The organism is Methylobacterium sp. ME121 (assembly GCF_000974725.1).
In the GTDB taxonomy this organism is placed as follows: domain Bacteria; phylum Pseudomonadota; class Alphaproteobacteria; order Rhizobiales; family Beijerinckiaceae; genus Methylobacterium; species Methylobacterium radiotolerans.
The window spans coordinates 41,756-59,528 of sequence record NZ_BBUX01000034.1; the positions used below are offsets into that span (position 1 = coordinate 41,756).

General features: G+C 72.8%; 17 protein-coding genes. 14 read left to right on the plus strand and 3 right to left on the minus strand.

Going from position 1 to position 17,773, the window contains the following annotated elements:
• The first annotated feature begins 258 nt into the window (after positions 1-258).
• The 5 genes from ME121_RS19850 to ME121_RS19870 all read left to right on the plus strand — a co-directional run bounded on the left by ME121_RS19850 (position 259) and on the right by ME121_RS19870 (position 7,504).
• Positions 259-1,779 carry a DEAD/DEAH box helicase gene (locus ME121_RS19850; RefSeq protein ID WP_012320742.1) on the plus strand — a complete coding sequence of 507 codons (1,521 nt, stop codon included), beginning with the start codon at positions 259-261 and terminating at the stop codon, positions 1,777-1,779.
• A gap of 151 nt (positions 1,780-1,930) precedes the next feature.
• Positions 1,931-2,350: a hypothetical protein gene (locus ME121_RS19855; RefSeq protein WP_059409484.1), complete on the plus strand. Its 420-nt coding sequence runs from the start codon at positions 1,931-1,933 to the stop codon at positions 2,348-2,350.
• A gap of 80 nt (positions 2,351-2,430) precedes the next feature.
• Entirely contained in the window at positions 2,431-2,835 is a 405-nt protein-coding gene (locus ME121_RS19860) for a FixH family protein (protein WP_059409485.1), read from the plus strand.
• On the plus strand, positions 2,832-4,328 hold the full coding sequence (locus ME121_RS19865; protein ID WP_059409486.1) for an efflux RND transporter periplasmic adaptor subunit: 1,497 nt from the start codon (positions 2,832-2,834) through the stop codon (positions 4,326-4,328). Before ME121_RS19860 ends, ME121_RS19865 begins: the two co-directional genes overlap by 4 nt.
• Entirely contained in the window at positions 4,325-7,504 is a 3,180-nt protein-coding gene (locus ME121_RS19870; protein WP_059409487.1) for an efflux RND transporter permease subunit, read from the plus strand. The genes ME121_RS19865 and ME121_RS19870 overlap by 4 nt, the downstream gene beginning before the upstream one ends.
• A gap of 53 nt (positions 7,505-7,557) precedes the next feature.
• On the opposite strand, the gene ME121_RS19875 is transcribed toward ME121_RS19870, so the two are convergent.
• Positions 7,558-9,696 (minus strand): molybdopterin-containing oxidoreductase family protein, encoded by a 2,139-nt coding sequence (locus ME121_RS19875; RefSeq protein ID WP_024829112.1) that lies wholly within the window; start codon positions 9,694-9,696, stop codon positions 7,558-7,560.
• Between the two features lie 223 nt (positions 9,697-9,919).
• On the opposite strand from ME121_RS19875, the gene ME121_RS19880 reads away from it, so the two are divergent.
• From ME121_RS19880 to ME121_RS19890, 4 genes are all read left to right on the plus strand, one after another.
• Complete coding sequence (locus ME121_RS19880; RefSeq protein ID WP_012320748.1) at positions 9,920-10,105, plus strand: YegP family protein; 186 nt, start codon at positions 9,920-9,922, stop codon at positions 10,103-10,105.
• A gap of 164 nt (positions 10,106-10,269) precedes the next feature.
• The gene (locus ME121_RS19885; protein ID WP_012320749.1) at positions 10,270-10,539 is read left to right on the plus strand and encodes a hypothetical protein; all 270 of its coding nucleotides are present in this window, start codon (positions 10,270-10,272) and stop codon (positions 10,537-10,539) included.
• Between the two features lie 149 nt (positions 10,540-10,688).
• A complete protein-coding gene (locus ME121_RS33860) occupies positions 10,689-10,826 on the plus strand; it encodes a hypothetical protein (protein ID WP_012320750.1) in 138 nt (45 codons plus the stop codon).
• 25 nt (positions 10,827-10,851) lie between these two features.
• A complete protein-coding gene (locus tag ME121_RS19890) occupies positions 10,852-11,307 on the plus strand; it encodes an acyl-CoA thioesterase (RefSeq protein ID WP_012320751.1) in 456 nt (151 codons plus the stop codon).
• On the opposite strand, the gene ME121_RS19895 is transcribed toward ME121_RS19890, so the two are convergent.
• On the minus strand, positions 11,300-11,839 hold the full coding sequence (locus tag ME121_RS19895; RefSeq protein WP_012320752.1) for a superoxide dismutase family protein: 540 nt from the start codon (positions 11,837-11,839) through the stop codon (positions 11,300-11,302). The genes ME121_RS19890 and ME121_RS19895 overlap by 8 nt on opposite strands.
• A 109-nt stretch (positions 11,840-11,948) precedes the next feature.
• On the opposite strand from ME121_RS19895, the gene ME121_RS19900 reads away from it, so the two are divergent.
• The 5 genes from ME121_RS19900 to ME121_RS19920 all read left to right on the plus strand — a co-directional run bounded on the left by ME121_RS19900 (position 11,949) and on the right by ME121_RS19920 (position 17,367).
• Positions 11,949-12,740 carry a TlyA family RNA methyltransferase gene (locus ME121_RS19900; RefSeq protein WP_012320753.1) on the plus strand — a complete coding sequence of 264 codons (792 nt, stop codon included), beginning with the start codon at positions 11,949-11,951 and terminating at the stop codon, positions 12,738-12,740.
• Positions 12,737-14,014, plus strand: coding sequence for a class I SAM-dependent RNA methyltransferase (locus tag ME121_RS19905; protein WP_059409488.1), 1,278 nt, complete (start codon positions 12,737-12,739; stop codon positions 14,012-14,014). Before ME121_RS19900 ends, ME121_RS19905 begins: the two co-directional genes overlap by 4 nt.
• A 53-nt stretch (positions 14,015-14,067) precedes the next feature.
• Positions 14,068-14,340, plus strand: coding sequence for a hypothetical protein (locus ME121_RS19910; RefSeq protein ID WP_012320755.1), 273 nt, complete (start codon positions 14,068-14,070; stop codon positions 14,338-14,340).
• A 239-nt stretch (positions 14,341-14,579) separates the two neighbouring features.
• Complete coding sequence (locus ME121_RS19915; protein ID WP_012320756.1) at positions 14,580-15,584, plus strand: magnesium transporter CorA family protein; 1,005 nt, start codon at positions 14,580-14,582, stop codon at positions 15,582-15,584.
• Between the two features lie 97 nt (positions 15,585-15,681).
• On the plus strand, positions 15,682-17,367 hold the full coding sequence (locus ME121_RS19920) for a methyl-accepting chemotaxis protein (RefSeq protein ID WP_012320757.1): 1,686 nt from the start codon (positions 15,682-15,684) through the stop codon (positions 17,365-17,367).
• A 3-nt stretch (positions 17,368-17,370) separates the two neighbouring features.
• Here the strand turns inward: ME121_RS19920 and ME121_RS19925 are convergent, their stop codons facing one another.
• A complete protein-coding gene (locus ME121_RS19925) occupies positions 17,371-17,691 on the minus strand; it encodes a DMT family transporter (RefSeq protein ID WP_012320758.1) in 321 nt (106 codons plus the stop codon).
• Positions 17,692-17,773 lie beyond the last annotated feature (82 nt).

Below are 17,773 nucleotides of genomic sequence, written 5' to 3' on the forward strand. Positions count from 1 at the left end.
CAACCCGGCCCTGCATTGACTTCGCAGCCGCACACACGCATATCGGCGGCGCAGCGTCAGCGGCCGTCATGGCCCGCTTGAGGGGGCTGCGTGACGGATCGGGCGCCACCCGGCGTGATCCGGCCCCCCTCTTCATAACGTGCATGCACCCGGGCCGCCCCATCACGCGGGCTGCCCCCTGCCAACGGACCGGCTTCAACACGGCACCGCGCGCGAGACGCGAGGCGCCCGGCCGGCCCTGCTGCATCGGATACATCCTTGACCCAATTCACCGATTTCGGCCTCGCCCAGCCCGTGCTGCGGGCGCTCAGCGAGGCCGGCTACGTCGCGCCGACCCCGATCCAGGCCCAGGCGATCCCGCCGGCCATGGAGGGCCGCGACCTCTGCGGCATTGCCCAGACCGGCACCGGCAAGACCGCGGCCTTCGCGCTGCCGATCCTGCACCGCCTCTCGCTCTCGGACCGCCGCGCCCCGCGCCGCGGCTGCCGGGTGCTGGTGCTCTCGCCGACCCGCGAGCTCGCCAATCAGATCGCCGAATCGTTCACCGATTACGGCCGGCACCTGTCCTACACCACGACGGTGGTGTTCGGCGGCGTCACCATCAGCCGCCAGGAGCGCGCGCTGGCGCCGGGCGTCGACATCCTCGTCGCGACCCCGGGCCGGCTGATCGACCTCGTCGACCGCCGCTCGCTGACCCTGGAGGGCGTCGAGATCCTCGTCCTCGACGAGGCCGACCAGATGCTCGACCTCGGCTTCATCCACGCCCTCAAGCGCATCGTGAAGATGCTGCCCGAGAAGCGCCAGAGCCTGTTCTTCTCGGCCACCATGCCGAAGAACATCGCCGGCCTCGCGGCGCAGTACCTGACCGACCCGGTCCAGGTCGCGGTGACCCCCGTCGCCACCACGGCCGAGCGAGTCGAGCAGGAGGTGATCTTCGTCCATACCGGCGCCAAGCAGGCGCTGCTCGGTCACATCCTGCGCGATCCGGCGATCGAGCGCGTGCTCGTCTTCACCCGCACCAAGCACGGGGCGGACCGGGTCGTGCGCGGGCTCGACAAGGTCGGCATCGCGGCGGCCGCGATCCACGGCAACAAGAGCCAGCCGCAGCGCGAGCGGGCGCTGGCCGCCTTCAAGGACGGCTCCTGCCGGGTCCTGGTCGCCACCGACATCGCCGCCCGCGGCATCGACGTCGAGGGCGTGAGCCACGTGGTCAATTTCGACCTGCCGAACGTGCCGGAGAGCTACGTCCACCGGATCGGCCGCACCGCCCGCGCCGGCGCCGACGGCCTCGCCATCTCGTTCTGCAACGACGAGGAGAAGGCCTACCTGCGCGACATCGAGCGCGTGACCCGGCAGAAGGTCCCGGTGGCGGGCTTCCCCGAGGGCTTCACCCCGCCGTCCCGCCAGGAGGCGGCCGAGATCGCCCGGGAGGAGGAGCGCCGGCCCGAGCGTCCGCAGCAGCGCCCCGGCGGCGGCCGCCAGGGCCAGCGGCCCCGGCAGCAGCAGGGCCGTCCCCAGCAGGGTCGTCCCCAGCAGGGCCGGCCCGAGGGCGGCCGCGGCTTCGGCGGTCCAGGCCAGGGCGCACCCCGGCAGGGTCGGCCCCAGGACGGCCGCGACGCACGCGCGGACCGGCCCGCCCGCCCGCAGGGCGAGCGCCCGAACCAGGGCCGCCCGAACCGAGACGGGCGTCCCCAGCGCGCCGAGGCCCGTCCGCGCAGCGGCGGCGGTGGCGGCGAGGGGCGCAGCATCGGCTGGCTGGAGCGGGCGCCCCGTTCCTGAGTGACGATCACGCCGCCCGGGACGGAAACGTCCCGGGCGGCCTCGTTTCCGGTGAGCGCTCAGGCGATCACCCGCCGATGGACGCGGCGCGCCCTCGTCGCGGGTCGAGTCCGCACTTCCGCTCCCGCCCGGAATTTGGCATCCTGACGCCGTGAACCCCTGGTCGGCCCTTCGGCGCCTGTTACCGCTCCTCGCGGTGATCAGCCTCGCCCTGACGCCGGTGACCGCGCCCGCGGCCATCGCGGGCCCGCACGCGCCGATGGCGGCGCCGGCCCACGGCCACATGGACCACCACCACGCCGGCGCGCCGGAGGCGGCCGCCGCGGAGTCCGGTGTTTCCGGCACGATCGCGGACATGGACGCCATGCCGTGCTGCCCGAAGCCGGCCAAACCCGACTGTGCCAAGGGTTGCCCGCTGATGGCGCTCTGCCTGGCGGGCCTGGCCTCGCTCCTCCCGGCCGCGATCGCCCTCCCCGTACCGACCGCGCGCGGTCTGAGCACCCGCTGGCCCGAGGCCGCGGCCTTCGCCAGCCGGCCGGGAGCCCCGCTGCCCGAGCCTCCCCGGGCCTGAACCCGATGCCGCCGGCGCGCGCGCCGGCACGGTGACGCGCGTCCGCGCGCACCTCCCATCGCGTTCAGGAGACAAAACCCGTGATCAAGCTTCCCCTCGCGCGCGCCGCCGCGGCCGCGCTGCTCGGCGCCGTCCTGTCGGTCCCGGCCCTGCCGGCGCGCGCCGACGTCAAGGATTACCGCTTCGAACTCGTGCAGCCCGACGCCAAGGTCGGCGAGGCGATCCTCGCCGTCCGGCTCGTCGACCGGCGGACCGGCAAGCCGGTGCCCGACGCCGTGGTCTTCGCCAGGCGCCTCGACATGGCGCCCGACGCCATGGAGGAGATGGCCACCAAGGTCGAGCAGCTACCGTCCACCGAGCCCGGGATCTACCGCTTCAAGGCCAAGCTCTCGATGCAGGGCCGCTGGCGCCTGTCGCTCGCCGCGAAGGTCCAGGGTGAGACCGGCACGGTCGACGACCAGCTGATCGTCCAGGCCGCCAAGTGAGCCGCACCGCCTGGTTCGCCGGGACCCTCGCCGCGCTCGCGGCGGGGGGGATCGGCTACGGCGCGGGGCACGGGGGCGACCCCGTGCCGGCGCTGGTCGCGGCCGCCCGGACGCGGTTCGCCGCGTGGCGGCCGAGCGGTCCGGCCCCGTCCGTCCCGGCCCCATCCGTCCCGGCGCCGAATGCGGCGGCGACGGGCCCGGTGGTCTACTACCGGGATCCGGACGGGAAGCCGGTCTACTCGCTGGCGCCGATGATGACCGCGGACGGGCGCGAGTTCCGGCCGGTGCGCGCCAGCGAGGACGTCCGCTTCGATCTCCCGGACGACGTTCCCGGCCCCGACGCGGCCGGCGCGGAGGCCGCCGGCCACCGGCCCGATTCCGGCACGCGCGCGATCCTCTACTACCGCAACCCGATGGGCCTGCCGGACACGTCGCCGGTGCCGAAGAGGGACTCGATGGGGATGGACTACATCCCCGTCTACGCCGACGCGGAGGCGGGCGGCCCGGTCGTGACGGTCCCGGCCGGCCGGATCCAGCGCACCGGCGTGCGGATCGCGACCGCCGAGCGGCGGGTGGTGGCGCAGCCGGTGCGCGTGCCCGGCACGCTGGCCCTCGACGAGCGCCGCGTCACCGTCGTGGCGACGCGCTCCGACGCCTATGTCGACCGGGTCGAGGGCGTCACGACCGGAGATCGGGTCCGCCGCGGCCAGCCCCTGGTCCACATCTACGCGCCGGAGATCAACGCGGCCGCGGCCCAGCTCATCGCCAATCCCGGCTTCGACGGCGCCCGCCGGCGGCTGCAGAACCTCAACGTCTCCGCGGACGTCATCGACGCGATGGAGCGCACCCGCACGGTGCCGATGGCCATCACGTGGTCCTCGCCCCGGGACGGCCTCGTCCTGCAGCGGAACGCCGTGGAGGGCATGAAGGCCGCGGCCGGCGACACGCTGTTCCGGATCGCCGACATCGCGGTGCTGTGGGTGCTGGCCGACGTGCCCGAGCGCGACCTCGCGGGGATCCGCGTCGGCCAGGTCGCGACCGTGCGCCCGCGCTCCGCGCCGGGCCGGACCGTCACCGGCCGGGTGGCGGTGATCTACCCGCAGGTGAATCCCGAGACCCGCGCCACCCGGGTGCGGATCGAGCTGCCGAACCCGGACGGCGCGCTCCTGCCCGACATGTACGCCGACGTCGCGATCGCCACGGGGAGCGCCGAGCCGGTGGTGGCGGTCCCGGACGACGCCGTCCTCGACACCGGCACGCGCCAGGTCGTGTTGCTCGAGCGCGGCGAGGGCCGCTTCGAGCCGCGGGCCGTGACCCTCGGCGCGCGGGGCGAGGGCTTCACCGAGATCCGCGCCGGCCTCGCGGCCGGCGACCGGGTGGTCACGGCGGCGAACTTCCTGATCGACGCCGAGAGCAACCTGAAGGCGGCACTTCAGAGCCTCGCCCCGTCGCGGGACGACCGGCAGGCCGCCCGTGCGGGAGATGCCCCGTGATCGCCCGCCTCATAGACTGGTCGGCCCGCAACCTGGTCCTGGTGCTGGTCGGGACAGCGCTGGCGGTCGGCGCCGGCCTCGTGGCCCTCCGGACGCTGCCGCTGGACGCCATCCCCGACCTCTCGGACGTGCAGGCCATCGTCTACACCGAGTATCCCGGCCAGGCGCCGCAGGTGGTGGAGGACCAAGTCACCTACCCGCTCACCACTGCCATGCTGACGGTGCCGCGGGCCAAGGTGGTGCGGGGCTTCTCGTTCTTCGGCGTCTCCTTCGTCTACGTCATCTTCGAGGACGGCACCGACCCGTACTGGGGCCGCTCCCGGGTGCTGGAATACCTCAGCGGCGCGGCGCGCCGCCTGCCGCAAGGCGTGACGCCGACGCTGGGCCCCGACGCCACCGGCGTCGGCTGGGTCTACCAGTACGTCGTGGTCGCGCGGGAGCGGACGCTGGCGGAACTCCGCTCGCTGCAGGACTGGGTGATCCGCTTCGCGGCCTCGCGCGCGGAGGGCGTCGCGGAGGTCGCGGGCGTCGGCGGCTTCGTGAAGCAGTACAACGTGGTCGTCGATCCGAACCGGCTGCGCGCCCAGGGCATCACCCTCGCGGCGCTCCGGGACGCGATCCGGGCGAGCAACGCCGATGTCGGCGGCCGCACGGTCGAGCTCTCCGAGTTCGAGTTCATGGTGCGGGGCCGCGGCTACCTGCGCGGCGTCGCCGACATCGAGAACATCGTCCTGAAGAGTGCGGCGGGCACGCCGCTGCGGGTGCGGGACGTGGCCCGCGTCGAGCTCGGGCCCGACGAGCGGCGCGGCATCGCCGAGATGAACGGCGACGGCGAGGTCGCCGGCGGCATCGTGATCCAGCGCTTCGGCGCCAACGCCCTGTCCGTCATCGACAGCGTGAAGGCGAAGCTCGCCGAGGTGGCCCGGAGCCTCCCGGCCGGCACCGAGATCCTGCCGGTCTACGACCGCTCCCGGCTGATCGAGGCCGCGATCGACACCCTCCGGCACACCCTGGTGGAGGAGAGCCTCGTCGTCTCCCTGGTCTGCGTCGTGTTCCTGCTGCACGTGCGCAGCGCCCTCGTCGCCATCCTGATGCTGCCGGTGGGGATCCTGATGGCGCTCGCCGGCATGAAGGCCCTGGGCCTCGGCGCCAACATCATGAGTCTGGGCGGCATCGCCATCGCGGTCGGCGCCATGATCGACGCCGCCATCGTGATGATCGAGAACGCCCACAAGCACCTGGAGCGGGCGCCCCCCGGGAGCGACCGGGTCGCGATCCTGATCGCGGCGGCCGCCGAGGTCGGGCCGTCCCTGTTCTTCTCGCTCCTGGTGATCACGGTCAGCTTCCTGCCGATCTTCACCCTGGAGAGCCAGGAGGGCCGCCTGTTCGGGCCGCTCGCCTACACCAAGACCTTCGCGATGGCGGCGGCCGCCCTGCTGTCGGTGACGCTGGTGCCGGCCCTGATGGTGCTGTGCGTGCGCGGGCGGATCGTCCCCGAGCACCGCAACCCGCTGAACCGGCTCCTCGTCGGGATCTACCGGCCGGTGATCGCCGCCGTGCTGCGGGCCCGGGTCCCGACGATCCTGCTCGCCGCCAGCCTCCTGGCCGCGACCGCGTGGCCGGCCCGGCAGCTCGGCTCGGAGTTCATGCCGGACCTCGACGAGGGCAGCCTGCTCTACATGCCGACGACGCTGCCGGGGATCTCGGTGACGCAGGCCGGCGCGCTGCTCGCCACCCAGGACCGGATCATCAAGAGCTTCCCGGAGGTGGCCTCCGTCTACGGCAAGGCCGGCCGGGCGGCCACGGCGACCGACCCGGCGCCGATGGAGATGTTCGAGACGGTCATCGCCCTGAAGCCGAAGGCGGAGTGGCGGCCGGGAGTCACGCTCGCCGGCCTCAAGGCCGAGATGGACGCGGCGCTGCAGTTCCCGGGCGTGTCGAACGCCTGGACGCAGCCGATCCGCGCCCGCATCGACATGCTGGCGACCGGCATCCGCACGCCGGTGGGCGTGAAGGTGCTGGGCACCGACCTCACGGCGATGGAGGGGGTGGCCCGGCAGGTCGAGAGCGCGCTCCGGACCGTGGCCGGCACGTCGAGCGCCTACGCCGAGCGGGTGATCGGCGGCTACTTCCTCGACATCACCCCGGACCGGGAGGCGCTCGGGCGCTACGGCCTGCGGGTCGGGGACGTCCAGGACGTGATCGCCACCGCGCTCGGCGGCCAGAGCGTCACCGAGACCGTCGAGGGCCGCGAGCGCTACACGGTCAATGTCCGCTACCCGCGGGCCTTCCGCTCGGACCCGGCCGCCATCGCCGACACGGTGCAGGTGCCGCTTCCGGCGGGCGGGACCGTGCCCCTGCGCGAGGTCGCGGCCGTGGCGCTGGCCCGCGGGCCGACGGCGATCCGCACCGAGAACGGACAGCTCGCGGTCTACATCTACGTCGACATCGCCGGCCGGGACCTCGGCGGCTACGTCGCGGCGGCGCGGCAGGCCGTGGCCGACGCGGTGACGCTGCCGGCCGGCACCACCCTCCAGTGGAGCGGACAGTACGAATCCCTGGAACGGGCCGAGGCGCGCCTCGCGATCGTCGTCCCGCTGACGCTGCTGCTCGTGTTCCTGCTCCTCTACCTGAACTTCCGGCGGCTCACCGAGACCCTCATCGTCACGCTGTCCCTGCCCTTCGCGCTGGTCGGCGGGGTCTGGCTGCTCTGGTGGATGGGCTTCAACCTGTCGGTTGCGGTGGCGGTGGGCTTCATCGCGCTGGCCGGCGTCGCCGCCGAGACCGGGGTGATCATGCTGGTCTATCTCGACCACGCCCTCGACGCGGCGCGGGCCGCGTGCGACCGGGCGGGGCGGCCCCTGACCCGCGCGGATCTGCGGGCGGCCATCATGGTCGGCGCGGTCGAGCGGGTGCGGCCCAAGATGATGACGGTCGTGGCGATCATGGCGGGACTGCTGCCGATCCTCTGGAGCCAGGGGGCAGGCTCGGAGGTGATGCAGCGGATCGCGGTGCCGATGATCGGCGGAATGGTCTCGTCGACCCTCCTGACCCTGATCGTCATCCCGGCGGTCTACGCCCTGGTGAAGGGCTGGGGCCTGCCGGCAGCCGGAGGGGACATCCGGCCGGCGCCGCGGCCCCGCCGGCGGCGGAGCGCCGACAGCGCCGCCGGCTGACCGGGCGACCGTGCGAGCGCGGCGACCGGGAGCGGGTCGCCGCGCCGCGCCGATCAGTTCGCCCGCGAGACCTCGACGAGGTTGTCGGAGAACGACGGCGCGTGGCCCATGTCGGTGAAGGCCGCCGACGAGATGCTGTTCACCGTCCCCTCGTTGAGCTGGCGCCAGTAGCCCAGCGTCGCCACCACGACGCCGTGCGTGACGTCGTCGGTCACGCGCGCGACGCCCTTGAAGGCGCCGCGGGCGTTGGCGACCTGGACGCGGTCGCCGTCGACGATGCCGCGGGCCGACGCGTCGGCCGGGCTGATCATCACGAACTGCTCGCCCTGACCCTTCTGCTTGTCCTCCATGTTGGCGTAGCAGGAATTCAGGAAGTAGTGGCTCTTGGGCGAGACGATGTTGAGCGGGTAGCGCTTGGCCAGCTCGGGATCGTTCGCGTGCGATTCCCGCGCGCCGACGTAATCGGGCAGCGGGTCGAGGGGCTCGCCCGGCTGGAAGCCCTCGTACATCTGCCGGAACGGCGGCGCGACGAAGTTCGTGGCGCCCTCGATCTTGAGCATGCACTTGCCGGTATCGGTCGGGAAGTTGCCGTCGCGGTGCGGAGCGCGGTCGTCCGGCGTGCCGACCTTGAGCCGGGCGAAACCGTGCGCGCGCATGTACTGGAGGTCGATGCCCGCGCAGGCCGGCGACGACCAGTCGACGTAGTGCTCCAGGCACTCCGCGTCGGTCCACTTGAAGTTCTCCTCCTCGAAGCCGAGCCGGGCGGCGAGGCGGCGGAAGATCTCGTTGTTGGGGATCGCCTCGCCGGGCGCCTCCGCGCACTTGGTGTTGTAGGTCAGGTAGAGGTGGCCCCAGGACAGGATCATGTCCTCCATCTCGGCGCCCATCGCGGCCGGCAGGAGGATGTCGGCGTAGGCGGCCGTGTCGGAGATGAAGTGCTCGGCCGAGACCATGAACAGGTCCTCGCGCATCAGGCCCTCGACGATCTTGTCGGTCTCGGGCGCCTGCGTGACCGGGTTCGAGTTCCAGCACATCATCGACATGATCGGCGGGTCGAGCTTCAGCTCGCCGGTCAGCGCCCGGCCGATCTGGAGGTTCGAGACGACCCGGGTCCCTTCCGGGATCAGGTCGGGCCGGCACATCACGTCGAACTTGTAGGGATGCTCCCAGACCGGGAACTGGGTGACGCCGCCGCCGACGTGGCGCCACGCGCCGGTGAGCGCCGGGATGCAGGTCACCGCCCGGATGGTCTGGCCGCCGCCGTAGTGCCGCTCCAGCGCCACGCCCATCCGGATGCCCACCGGCTGCTCGGTCGCCATCTCGTAGGCGAGCTTGCGGATATCCTCGGCGGGGACGCCGGTGATCTCCGCGGCCCATTCCGGCGTGCGCGGGGCCGCCCGCTCCTTCAGGTCGGCGAAGCCGATCGTGTGGTTGTCGACGTAGTCCTGGTCGACGAGGCCCTGCGCGATGATGGAGTTGATCAGCGCCATGGCGAGCGCGCCGTCGGTGCCCGGCCTCGGCGCGATGTGCCAGTCCGCGGCCTTCGCGGTGCGCGAGGCGTAGGCGTCGATGACGACGACCTTCGCGCCCTTCTTCTGGGCGTCCTTCACGATCGCCCAGTGGTGCAGATTGGTGCTGACCGAGTTGCAGGCCCAGATCACGATGTACTTGGAGTGGATGTAGCTCTCGGGATCGAGGCCGGCCGTCGGCCCGACGGTGAGGAGCCAGGCCGTGCACGAGCCCTCGCCGCAGAACGTCCGCTCGGTCACGGTGGCGCCCAGGCGGTTGAAGAAGGCGTCGCCGCCGTTCAGACCGTGCACGAGGCCCTGGTTGCCGAGGTAGCTGTAGGGCGCGATGGCCTGCGGCCCGTACCGGTCGATGATCGCCGTCCAGCGGTCGACGATCGTGTCGAGCGCCTCGTCCCAGGTGATCCGCTCGAACTGCTTGGAGCCCTTCGGGCCGACGCGCTTCATCGGGTAGAGCACACGGTCCGGGTGGTAGTGGCGCTTCTCGTAATCCTTAAGCTTCACGCAGAGACCGCCGCGGGTCATCGGGTGGTCCGGGTTGCCGCGCACGCTCAGGAGCTCGCCGCCCTTCACCTCGAAGAGCATCGAGCAGGTGTCGGGGCAATCGTGCGGGCAGGCGCCGTAGAAGACCTCCGAGTAGGCCTCGGGCTGGACGATCTCGTTCATGCTCTCTCCCTCATCGGCCGCAGGCGTCCCGTTATTGTTCAGGCGTCCCGGCTCCCGGCGGGAGAAGCGTACAACGAGAGGAAGAAAAGTTCTAATTCGAGTCGCGGGGCGCCGATCGCGCGGGCCGGCAGGATGATCCCGCACCCCTGAGCCGTCATGGCCGCGCCTTCCCTTGCGCGCGCCCGCACCCATCTGAAGGGCGGACGAAGCGGGGGCCTGCAGCATGCGGTTCGAACTCTACCGGGACGCCAAGGGCGAGTGGCGCTGGCGCCTGCGGGCACGCAACGGCGAGGTAATCGCCGAGTCGGGCGAGGGCTATGTCCGCCGCGAGGATTGCGAGCACGGCATCGCCCTGGTGCGCCAGAGCGCCGAGGCGCGCATCGAGGACATGACGACGAAGATCGCCTGACCGCGCGTCTCAACCCGCGGTCAACCCTGTCCGAAACGTCGCAGCGGTTAAGCTGCAACGCTTCCGCTCGCCCGTGCGTTGCAGCGGTTCGGACCGGGCGGAGGGCCCTCGCTTCCCGTGCGGTTCGTCGACCAGGACGTAACCATACCAAGGGAGTCGAGACCGTGCTGAGGAAATTCCTGCTCGCGGCCCTGCTGGTGCTGGGCTTCGCGGCCGCGGCGCCTGAGGGCGCGTCCGCCGCGCCCATCGGCCCGGGGCTGGCTCTGCCGGCCGAAGCCGCGCCGGCGGTGGCCGAGAAGGCCCAGTACTACTACCGTCGCCGCTTCTACGGCCCGCGCCCCTACTGGCGCCGCCCGTACTACGGCCGCCGGTTCTACTACGGCCCGCGCCCCTACTACCGTCGTCCCTACTGGCGCCGTCGGTTCTACTACTGATCGGCTCTCCGACCTGACCGGCCCGGCGGTTCCATCGAGCCGCCGGGCTTTCTCACGCCCCGATTCGGGGTGCGCGAGCGCGAGCCTTGCTTTATCGTGCCGGGAACGGGACCGTCGACGGCAGATCGGCGCGCCCGAGAGGAAGCCCGATGAACGATATTGCGCAACCCGCCGAGCCCGCGGCGGCGACGCCGGACCTCTGGCAATCCATCCCGCTCGAATGCATCCTGAGCGCGGTCGCCGTTCTGCTGGCGGCGGGGCTCAAGCTCGCCGGCCTGATGTCCTGACGGCGCGCGGGGGCGGATGGACGGCATGCAGCACGTCGCACTCTCACCGGCCGGAAGCGCGCCGTCGCCCGCGGAAGTCGATCTGCCGAAGGGCGACCTCACGGTCCGCACCATCGCGATGCCGGCCGACACCAACGCCAACGGCGACATCTTCGGCGGCTGGGTGCTCTCGCAGATGGATCAGGCCGGCGGCATCGCGGGCGTCGACCGGGCCCAGGGCCGGGTGGTCACCGTGGCGCTGGAATCGATGACCTTCATCCGGCCGGTCCGGGTCGGCGACGTGCTGTGCGTCTACACCCGGGTGTCGCATGTCGGCCGGACCTCGATGAAGATTGAGGTCGAGGCCTGGGCGCGGCGGTTCTGCACCCAGGTCCGCGAGCGGGTCACGCAGGCCACCTTCACCTTCGTGGCCATCGACGAGGACGGCCGGCCGCGGCCGATCCCGCCGGCCGTGCCGTCCCCCTCCGCGACGGCTACTTGATCACCCCGCAGGCGATGCGGTCGCCGGCACCGCCGATCGGCTGGGTGTTGTGGTCGTCCTCGTTGGCGTGGATGATCAGCGCCGCGCCGTCGCCGTCCTTCAGGCCGCCCTCGCCGTTCAGCGGGGTCTCACTCGAGACCTCGGCGTTGGCCGAGCCGTCCTGCGCCGCGTAGAGGTTCGGCAGGTCGCCCTCGTCGGGCCCCTCCGCGTTGAGCAGCCCGTGCTTGCTCTGGTCGTGGTTCACGTGGGCCTTGGAGTTCATGAACTTCGGGTCCGAGCAGTCGCCCACGGCGTGGAAATGCATCCCGTGCCAGCCGGGCGGCAGTCCGCCGGGCTGGATCGTCACGCGCAGGACCAGGGTATTCGCCCCGTCGCGGATCGCCAGCGTTCCGATCGGGTCGCCCTTCGCGTTCTTGATCGGCGCCGTGTAGGTCTCTGCCGGTTTGGCCGCCTCCTTGGGAGGCTCCTGCGCCAGGGCGCCGCCGGCGGCGGCGGTCCCGAGCAATGCGAGCAGCGGCAGGGTGCGGGTCATGCGGTGGCTCTCCTTTCCGGCCCGGTCTAGTTAGGGAGCGCGCCGGCCTTCGACAGGGCGGCGGCCCGAAACCTCCGCCGCAGACCTGCCGGAACCGCACGAAGCCCCGATGACCCGAGACCGGACCAGCCCGGACCGCGCGGCCCCCGCGGACGACCCCGCGGACGACCCTGGTCCGCGACGCGCCGACCTGTACCTCGTGGCGCACGGCCATTTCGAGAGCCGGGCCCGCGCCCAGGCGGCGATCCGTGCCGGACTCGTGCGGGTCGACGGGCGGCCGCTCGCGCGCCCCTCGGACTCGATCGCCCCCGGGGCCCGGGTCGAGGCGGAACCCGAGCATCCCTACGCCTCCCGCGGCGGCCTCAAGCTCGCCGCCGCGCTGGACGCGTTCGGCGTCGATCCGGCCGGCCGGGTCGCCCTCGACGTCGGCGCCTCGACGGGCGGCTTCACCGACGTGCTGCTCGCCCGCGGCGCGCGCCACGTCCACGCCCTCGACGTGGGCCGGGGCCAGCTCCATCCGCGCCTCGCCGGGGACCCGCGCGTGACCAACCGCGAGGGCACCGACATTCGCGGCCTCGGCGCGGACACCCTCGTCCCGCCGCCCGACCTCGCGAGCGTGGACGTGAGCTTCATCGGCCTGCGCCTCGTGCTGCCGGTCCTCCCGGGCCTGCTGAGGCCGGCATCGGCGATCGTCGCGCTGATCAAGCCGCAATTCGAGGCCGGCCGCGCCCGGGTCGGCCGCGGCGGCCTCGTGCGCGACCCGGCAGTCCACGCGGAGGTCTGCGCGGCCGTCCGCGAAACCCTGGAGGGGCTCGGGGCCACGATCCTGGGCCTGATCGACTCGCCGGTGCCGGGCGGCGACGGCAATGCCGAGTTCCTGATCGGTGCGAGGTTCCCGTGAGCGAGCCAGCGAATAGCGAGACGGTCACGATCCGGGCGCTCGGCGCCCGCGGCGACGGGATCGCCGAGGACGGGACTCTGGTACCCTACACGCTGCCCGGGGAGCGCGCGGAGATCCGCCGGGAGGCGCGGCGCGGCGTCCTGCTCGGCGTCGCGCAGGCCTCGCCCGACCGGGTCGAGCCGTTCTGCCCGTACTACATGCGCTGCGGCGGCTGCCGCACTCAGCACCTCGCGCGGCCCGCGGAACTCGCCTGGAAGCGCGACCTCGTCGCCCAGGCCCTGTCCCAGGCGCGCCTCGACGTCACGCCAGGCCCGACCCTCGACGCCCACGGGGCGGGCCGCCGCCGCCTCACCCTGCACGTGCGGGAGATCGGCGGCCGGGCCGAGGCCGGGCTGATGGCGGCGCGCAGCCACGCGCTGGTGCCGATCGACCATTGCCCGATCACCGTGCCGGCGCTGCACCCGGCCCCCGAGGTCGCGCGCCGCCTCGCCGCCCCGCTGGGCCACGGGCGCAAGCCCCTCGACGTGGCCGTGACGGCCACCGACCAGGGCCTGGACGTCGACCTGCGCGGCCACGGACCGGTGAGCGCCGGCGTCGGCGCCGCGCTGGTGCGGATCGCCGGCGAGCTCGGTCTCGCCCGGCTGTCGCTGCACGGCGAGCGCCTGATGGAGGCCGAGCCGGTCTCGGTCACGGCGGGCGATCCCGCCGGCGGCACCTCCGGCGCCGCGCGCCTCTACCCGGCCCCCGGCGGCTTCCTGCAGGCGACCGCGGCCGGGCAGGCGACGCTCTGCGACCTGACCCTGGCGGCCCTGGGACCCCGCGTCCGGCGCGTCGCCGACCTGTTCGCGGGCTGCGGGCCGCTGACCCTGGCGATCGCCCGGACGGCCGCGGTCCACGCGGTCGAGTCCGACGCCGCCGCCCTCGCGGGCCTCGACCGCGCCGCGCGCGCCGCATCGGGCCTGCGCAGGATCACCAGCGAGCGCCGCGACCTGTTCCGGCGGCCCCTGCTCCCCACCGAACTCGATCCCTTCGACGCGGTGGTGTTCGACCCGCCCCGGGCCGGCGCGGAGGCCCAGGCCCGCCAGATCGCCGCGGCGCGCGTTCCCCTCGTGATCGGCGTCGCCTGCGATGCCGGAACCTTCGCGCGGGACGCGGCGACCCTGGTCGCCGGCGGGTACCGGCTGGAGACCGTGACGCCGGTCGATCAGTTCCGCCATTCGGGCCATGTCGAGATGGTCGGGGTGTTCCGGCGCGAGCCGGGACGGCGGCGCTAAGCCAAGCAACCTGCGGTCAAGTTTCACGTTTCCCCGGCGACCGGAGAGCTATCATGATCCGCGGAATCCTTCCCCCCGCAACGCTCGGCGCACTGAGCCTCGCCCTCGCCACCCCGCTCGCGGCGCAGACGCTGGCGCCCGACCAGACCGGAACCGGCAGCGGCCCGGCCTCGACCATCACGGCGCCGAACACCAACAGCCTCGGCGTGACCAAGCCGCCCGGCACGTCCCTCGGCCCCGGCGAAGTGCCGACCCGCGAGCAGCGGCGGCGCGAGCGCGCCCTGACCGACAAGATCGAAGGCAGCATCTGCGACGGCTGCAACTGAGATCGAACCGGAGCCGACCGCTGCGGCGGAGCCCGGTGCCCGGCCTCCGACCCGGCACACCGTGAATGCGCGCGCGCCGCGCCGCGCGCCCGTCCACCCGCGGGGCGGGCGCGGGGCGTCACGGAAGCGTCAGAAAACAGCGCCACATCCGCGGCACAGCTTGCATCGGCCACCGTGGTGCCGGATGCGGGCTGCGGCCCCGCGCTGTCCCGTGACCGACCCGCATCCGAGACCCGTACGTGATCTTCATCCACCAGCCCGCCGTCGGCGCCGGAGCCACGCTGCTTGAGCGCCGCGTCATCGATCTCCAGGACACGATCCCCGAGGACACGGTCTGGCTCGACCTGATCCGCCCGAGCCGCGAGGAGGAACTGAAGGTCGAGTCGTTCGCGGGCATCGAGGTGCCGACCCGCGAGGAGATGAAGGACATCGAGCCCTCGGAGCTGCTCTACGTCGAGGACGGCGCCCGCTACATGACCGGCCGGGTGCTCTCGAAGGTCAGCGACGCCGAGGAGCCGGGGCTGGCCGGCATCACCTTCATCCTGCGCGGCAACCGGCTGGTGACCGTGCGCCACGAGGAGCCGCAGGCCTTCCGCATGTACACGCAGCGCGCCGGGCGCTCGATGGGCAACGGCGGCGCGTCGACGCCCTCGGGCGAGTCGATCCTGGCCGGGCTGATCGAGGCGGTGATCGACCGGGCCGCCGACGTGCTGCAGCTCCAGGGCGAGCGCATCGACCGCCTGTCGGGCAAGATCTTCGAAGTGCAGGAGGACCCCTCCGCGCGCAACACAGCGCTGCAGGACACGTTGCGCGCCCTCGGCCGGCACGGCGATCTCATCTCCAAGCAGCGGGAAAGTCTCGTCTCCATGGAGCGGATCCTGCTCTCGCTGTCGGCGACCTACCGGACCAACAAGGCCCCGCGCGACCTGCGCGAGGATGTGCGCTCGACCCTGCGGGATCTCCAGTCCCTGGAGGAGCACGCGACCTTCCTGTCGACGAAGATCCAGTTCCTGCTCGACGCGACCCTCGGGCTCGTCAACCTCGAGCAGAACAACATCATCAAGCTGTTCTCGGTCATGGCCGTCGTCTTCATGCCGCCGACCCTGATCGCGTCGATCTACGGCATGAATTTTAAGTCCATACCGGAACTAGATTTCGCATTCGGATACCCGATGGCGCTGATCATGATGGTCGTGGCCGCCGTATTCCCCTACTTCTTCTTCCGTTGGAAGAAGTGGCTCTGACAACAAATGCTGGTCTAGAGCCGATAGAATTTTAAGACCTCTGCGGGAGCATGGTGGGGCCTGAAGGCGCGGCGCGGCCGCGAGGACGGAATCTCCCATGCGCTTCTCCCTCAAGACGGTCCTCGCCGGTGCCATCGGCCTGCTCGCCCTCGCCGCCGTCGGCCAGGGGATCGCCAGCGTCGTGAGCCTGTCGGAGATCGAGCGGAACGCCGCGGCCATCTCGGAGCAGGCCCTGCCGGCGCAGAACCAGGCGGAGGCCATCGGAACGGCCGTGCGGGACGCGCGCCTGCGGCTCTACCGACTCGCGGTGGCCTCGCCCGACGCGGCGGCCCTCGACAGGAACCAGGCGGCGCTGACCGACGCCCTCGGCGACTTGTCCGGGCTCCGGCAGGCCTATCAGGAGCGCCTGACGAGCCCGGAGGCCCGCGCGATCTACGAGCGCTTCACCAACGCGTGGAACGCCTACCAGAACGTCCAGCTGCAGGTGGTCGAGCTGATGATCGCGGGCGATCAGCCGGGCGCCCTCGCGCTCGTGCTGGACCCCGCGACGGGCGCGCAGAACGACGCCGCGGTGGCCAGCCTGACCGAGTCGATCGCGGCGGCCCGGGGCCAGACCGTGGCCAACGTCACCCAGACAGTGCAGGCGGCGACGCGGGCCAAGCTGATCGCCATGATCGCCACCGTGGTCGGCCTCGCGGTCGCGGCGGCCGCGATGCTGTTCGCCCTGTTCGGGATCGCGCGGCCGATCCAGCGCATGACCGGGGCGATGGGCCGCCTCGCCGAGGGCGACGAGACCGTGCCGGTCCCGCATACGGGACGCCGCGACGAGATCGGCGCGATGGCCGCGGCCGTGCAGGTCTTCAAGGACAACCTGATCCACACCCGCGCCCTGGAGCGCGAGACCGCCCTGGCGCGCGAGGGCGCCGAGGTGCAGCGCCGGCGCGCGGTCCACGCCATGGCCGAGTCCTTCGAGGCCGCAGTCGGCGGCGTGCTGGCCCGGGTGGCGGACGCCGCCCTCGGCCTGCGGGCCGATGCCGAGGCGATGAGCGGCACGGCGACGCACACGGCCGAGCGCTCGGCCACGGTGGCGGGGGCCGCGCAGGAGGCCGCCCAGCACGTCGGCACGGTCGCGGCGGCCGCGGAGGAACTCGGCGCCTCGGTGCAGGAGATCGGCCGCCAGGTCGACGGGTCGGCCGAACTCGCCCGGAGCGCGGTGGTCCAGGCCGGCGACACGGCCGGCCTCGTGCAGGAGCTGAGCAATGCCGCGGGCCGGATCGGCGACGTCGTGCGCCTCATCACCGACATCGCCGGCCAGACGAACCTGCTGGCGCTCAACGCCACGATCGAGGCGGCCCGCGCCGGCGACGCGGGGCGCGGCTTCGCGGTGGTCGCCAGCGAGGTGAAGCAGCTCGCCGCCCAGACCGCTCGGGCCACCGAGGAGATCGCCGGTCAGGTCGGCCGGATCCAGGGGGCGACCGGGCAGACCGTGGACGCGATCGACGGGATCGCGGCGCGCATCCGCGAGATCGACGGAGTGGCGACCTCGATCGCGGCCGCCGTCGAGCAGCAGGGCGCGGCCACCCGGGAGATCGCCCGGAACGTCGCCGAGGCGGCGTCCGGGACCGGCGCCGTCACCGGCACGATCGACGCGGTGGCGCGGGCGGCCGACGACACGGGCACGGCCGCCACGCGGATGCTGGCCTCGGCGTCGAGCCTCTCGGAGGAAGCCGCCGAGCTGCGCCGGGAGATCGACGCCTTCCTGCACACGGTGCGCGCCGCCTGACGCTCAGCCGGGGCTCGACAGCTTCATCAGGACGAGCCCGGAGCCGATCAGGCCGGCGGCGAGGATGCGGCCGGCGCTCGCCTGCTCCCCGAGGACGGCAATGCCGACCAGGAAGGCGCCGACCGCGCCGATGCCGGTCCAGACCGTGTAGGCGGTTCCCAGCGGCAGCGTGCGCATGGCCAGCGCCAGGAAGCCGACGCTGCCGGCCATCGATACGGCCATGATGGCGGTCGGCCAGACGCGCGTGAAGCCGTCCGACTGCTTCATCGCGAAGGCCCAGACGACCTCCAGCAGGCCCGCGATGACGAGATAGATCCAGGCCATGGCGGCCCTCCGGAAAGGGCCGGGCCGTCCCGGACTTGTGCCCCGCGCGACGGGGGGAGGACGTGGCCTCGCGGCGGGTCAG

Excerpts from the sequence above, each read along its gene's own strand:
- ME121_RS19910 (WP_012320755.1), top strand. The coding sequence starts at position 14,068 with ATGATCCGCGGAATCCTTCCCCCCGCAACGCTCGGCGCACTGAGCCTC.
- ME121_RS19880 (WP_012320748.1), top strand. The coding sequence starts at position 9,920 with ATGCGGTTCGAACTCTACCGGGACGCCAAGGGCGAGTGGCGCTGGCGC.
- ME121_RS19890 (WP_012320751.1), top strand. The coding sequence starts at position 10,852 with ATGCAGCACGTCGCACTCTCACCGGCCGGAAGCGCGCCGTCGCCCGCG.
- ME121_RS19925 (WP_012320758.1), bottom strand. The coding sequence starts at position 17,691 with ATGGCCTGGATCTATCTCGTCATCGCGGGCCTGCTGGAGGTCGTCTGG.
- ME121_RS33860 (WP_012320750.1), top strand. The coding sequence starts at position 10,689 with ATGAACGATATTGCGCAACCCGCCGAGCCCGCGGCGGCGACGCCGGAC.
- ME121_RS19900 (WP_012320753.1), top strand. The coding sequence starts at position 11,949 with ATGACCCGAGACCGGACCAGCCCGGACCGCGCGGCCCCCGCGGACGAC.
- ME121_RS19895 (WP_012320752.1), bottom strand. The coding sequence starts at position 11,839 with ATGACCCGCACCCTGCCGCTGCTCGCATTGCTCGGGACCGCCGCCGCC.
- ME121_RS19920 (WP_012320757.1), top strand. The coding sequence starts at position 15,682 with ATGCGCTTCTCCCTCAAGACGGTCCTCGCCGGTGCCATCGGCCTGCTC.
- ME121_RS19875 (WP_024829112.1), bottom strand. The coding sequence starts at position 9,696 with ATGAACGAGATCGTCCAGCCCGAGGCCTACTCGGAGGTCTTCTACGGC.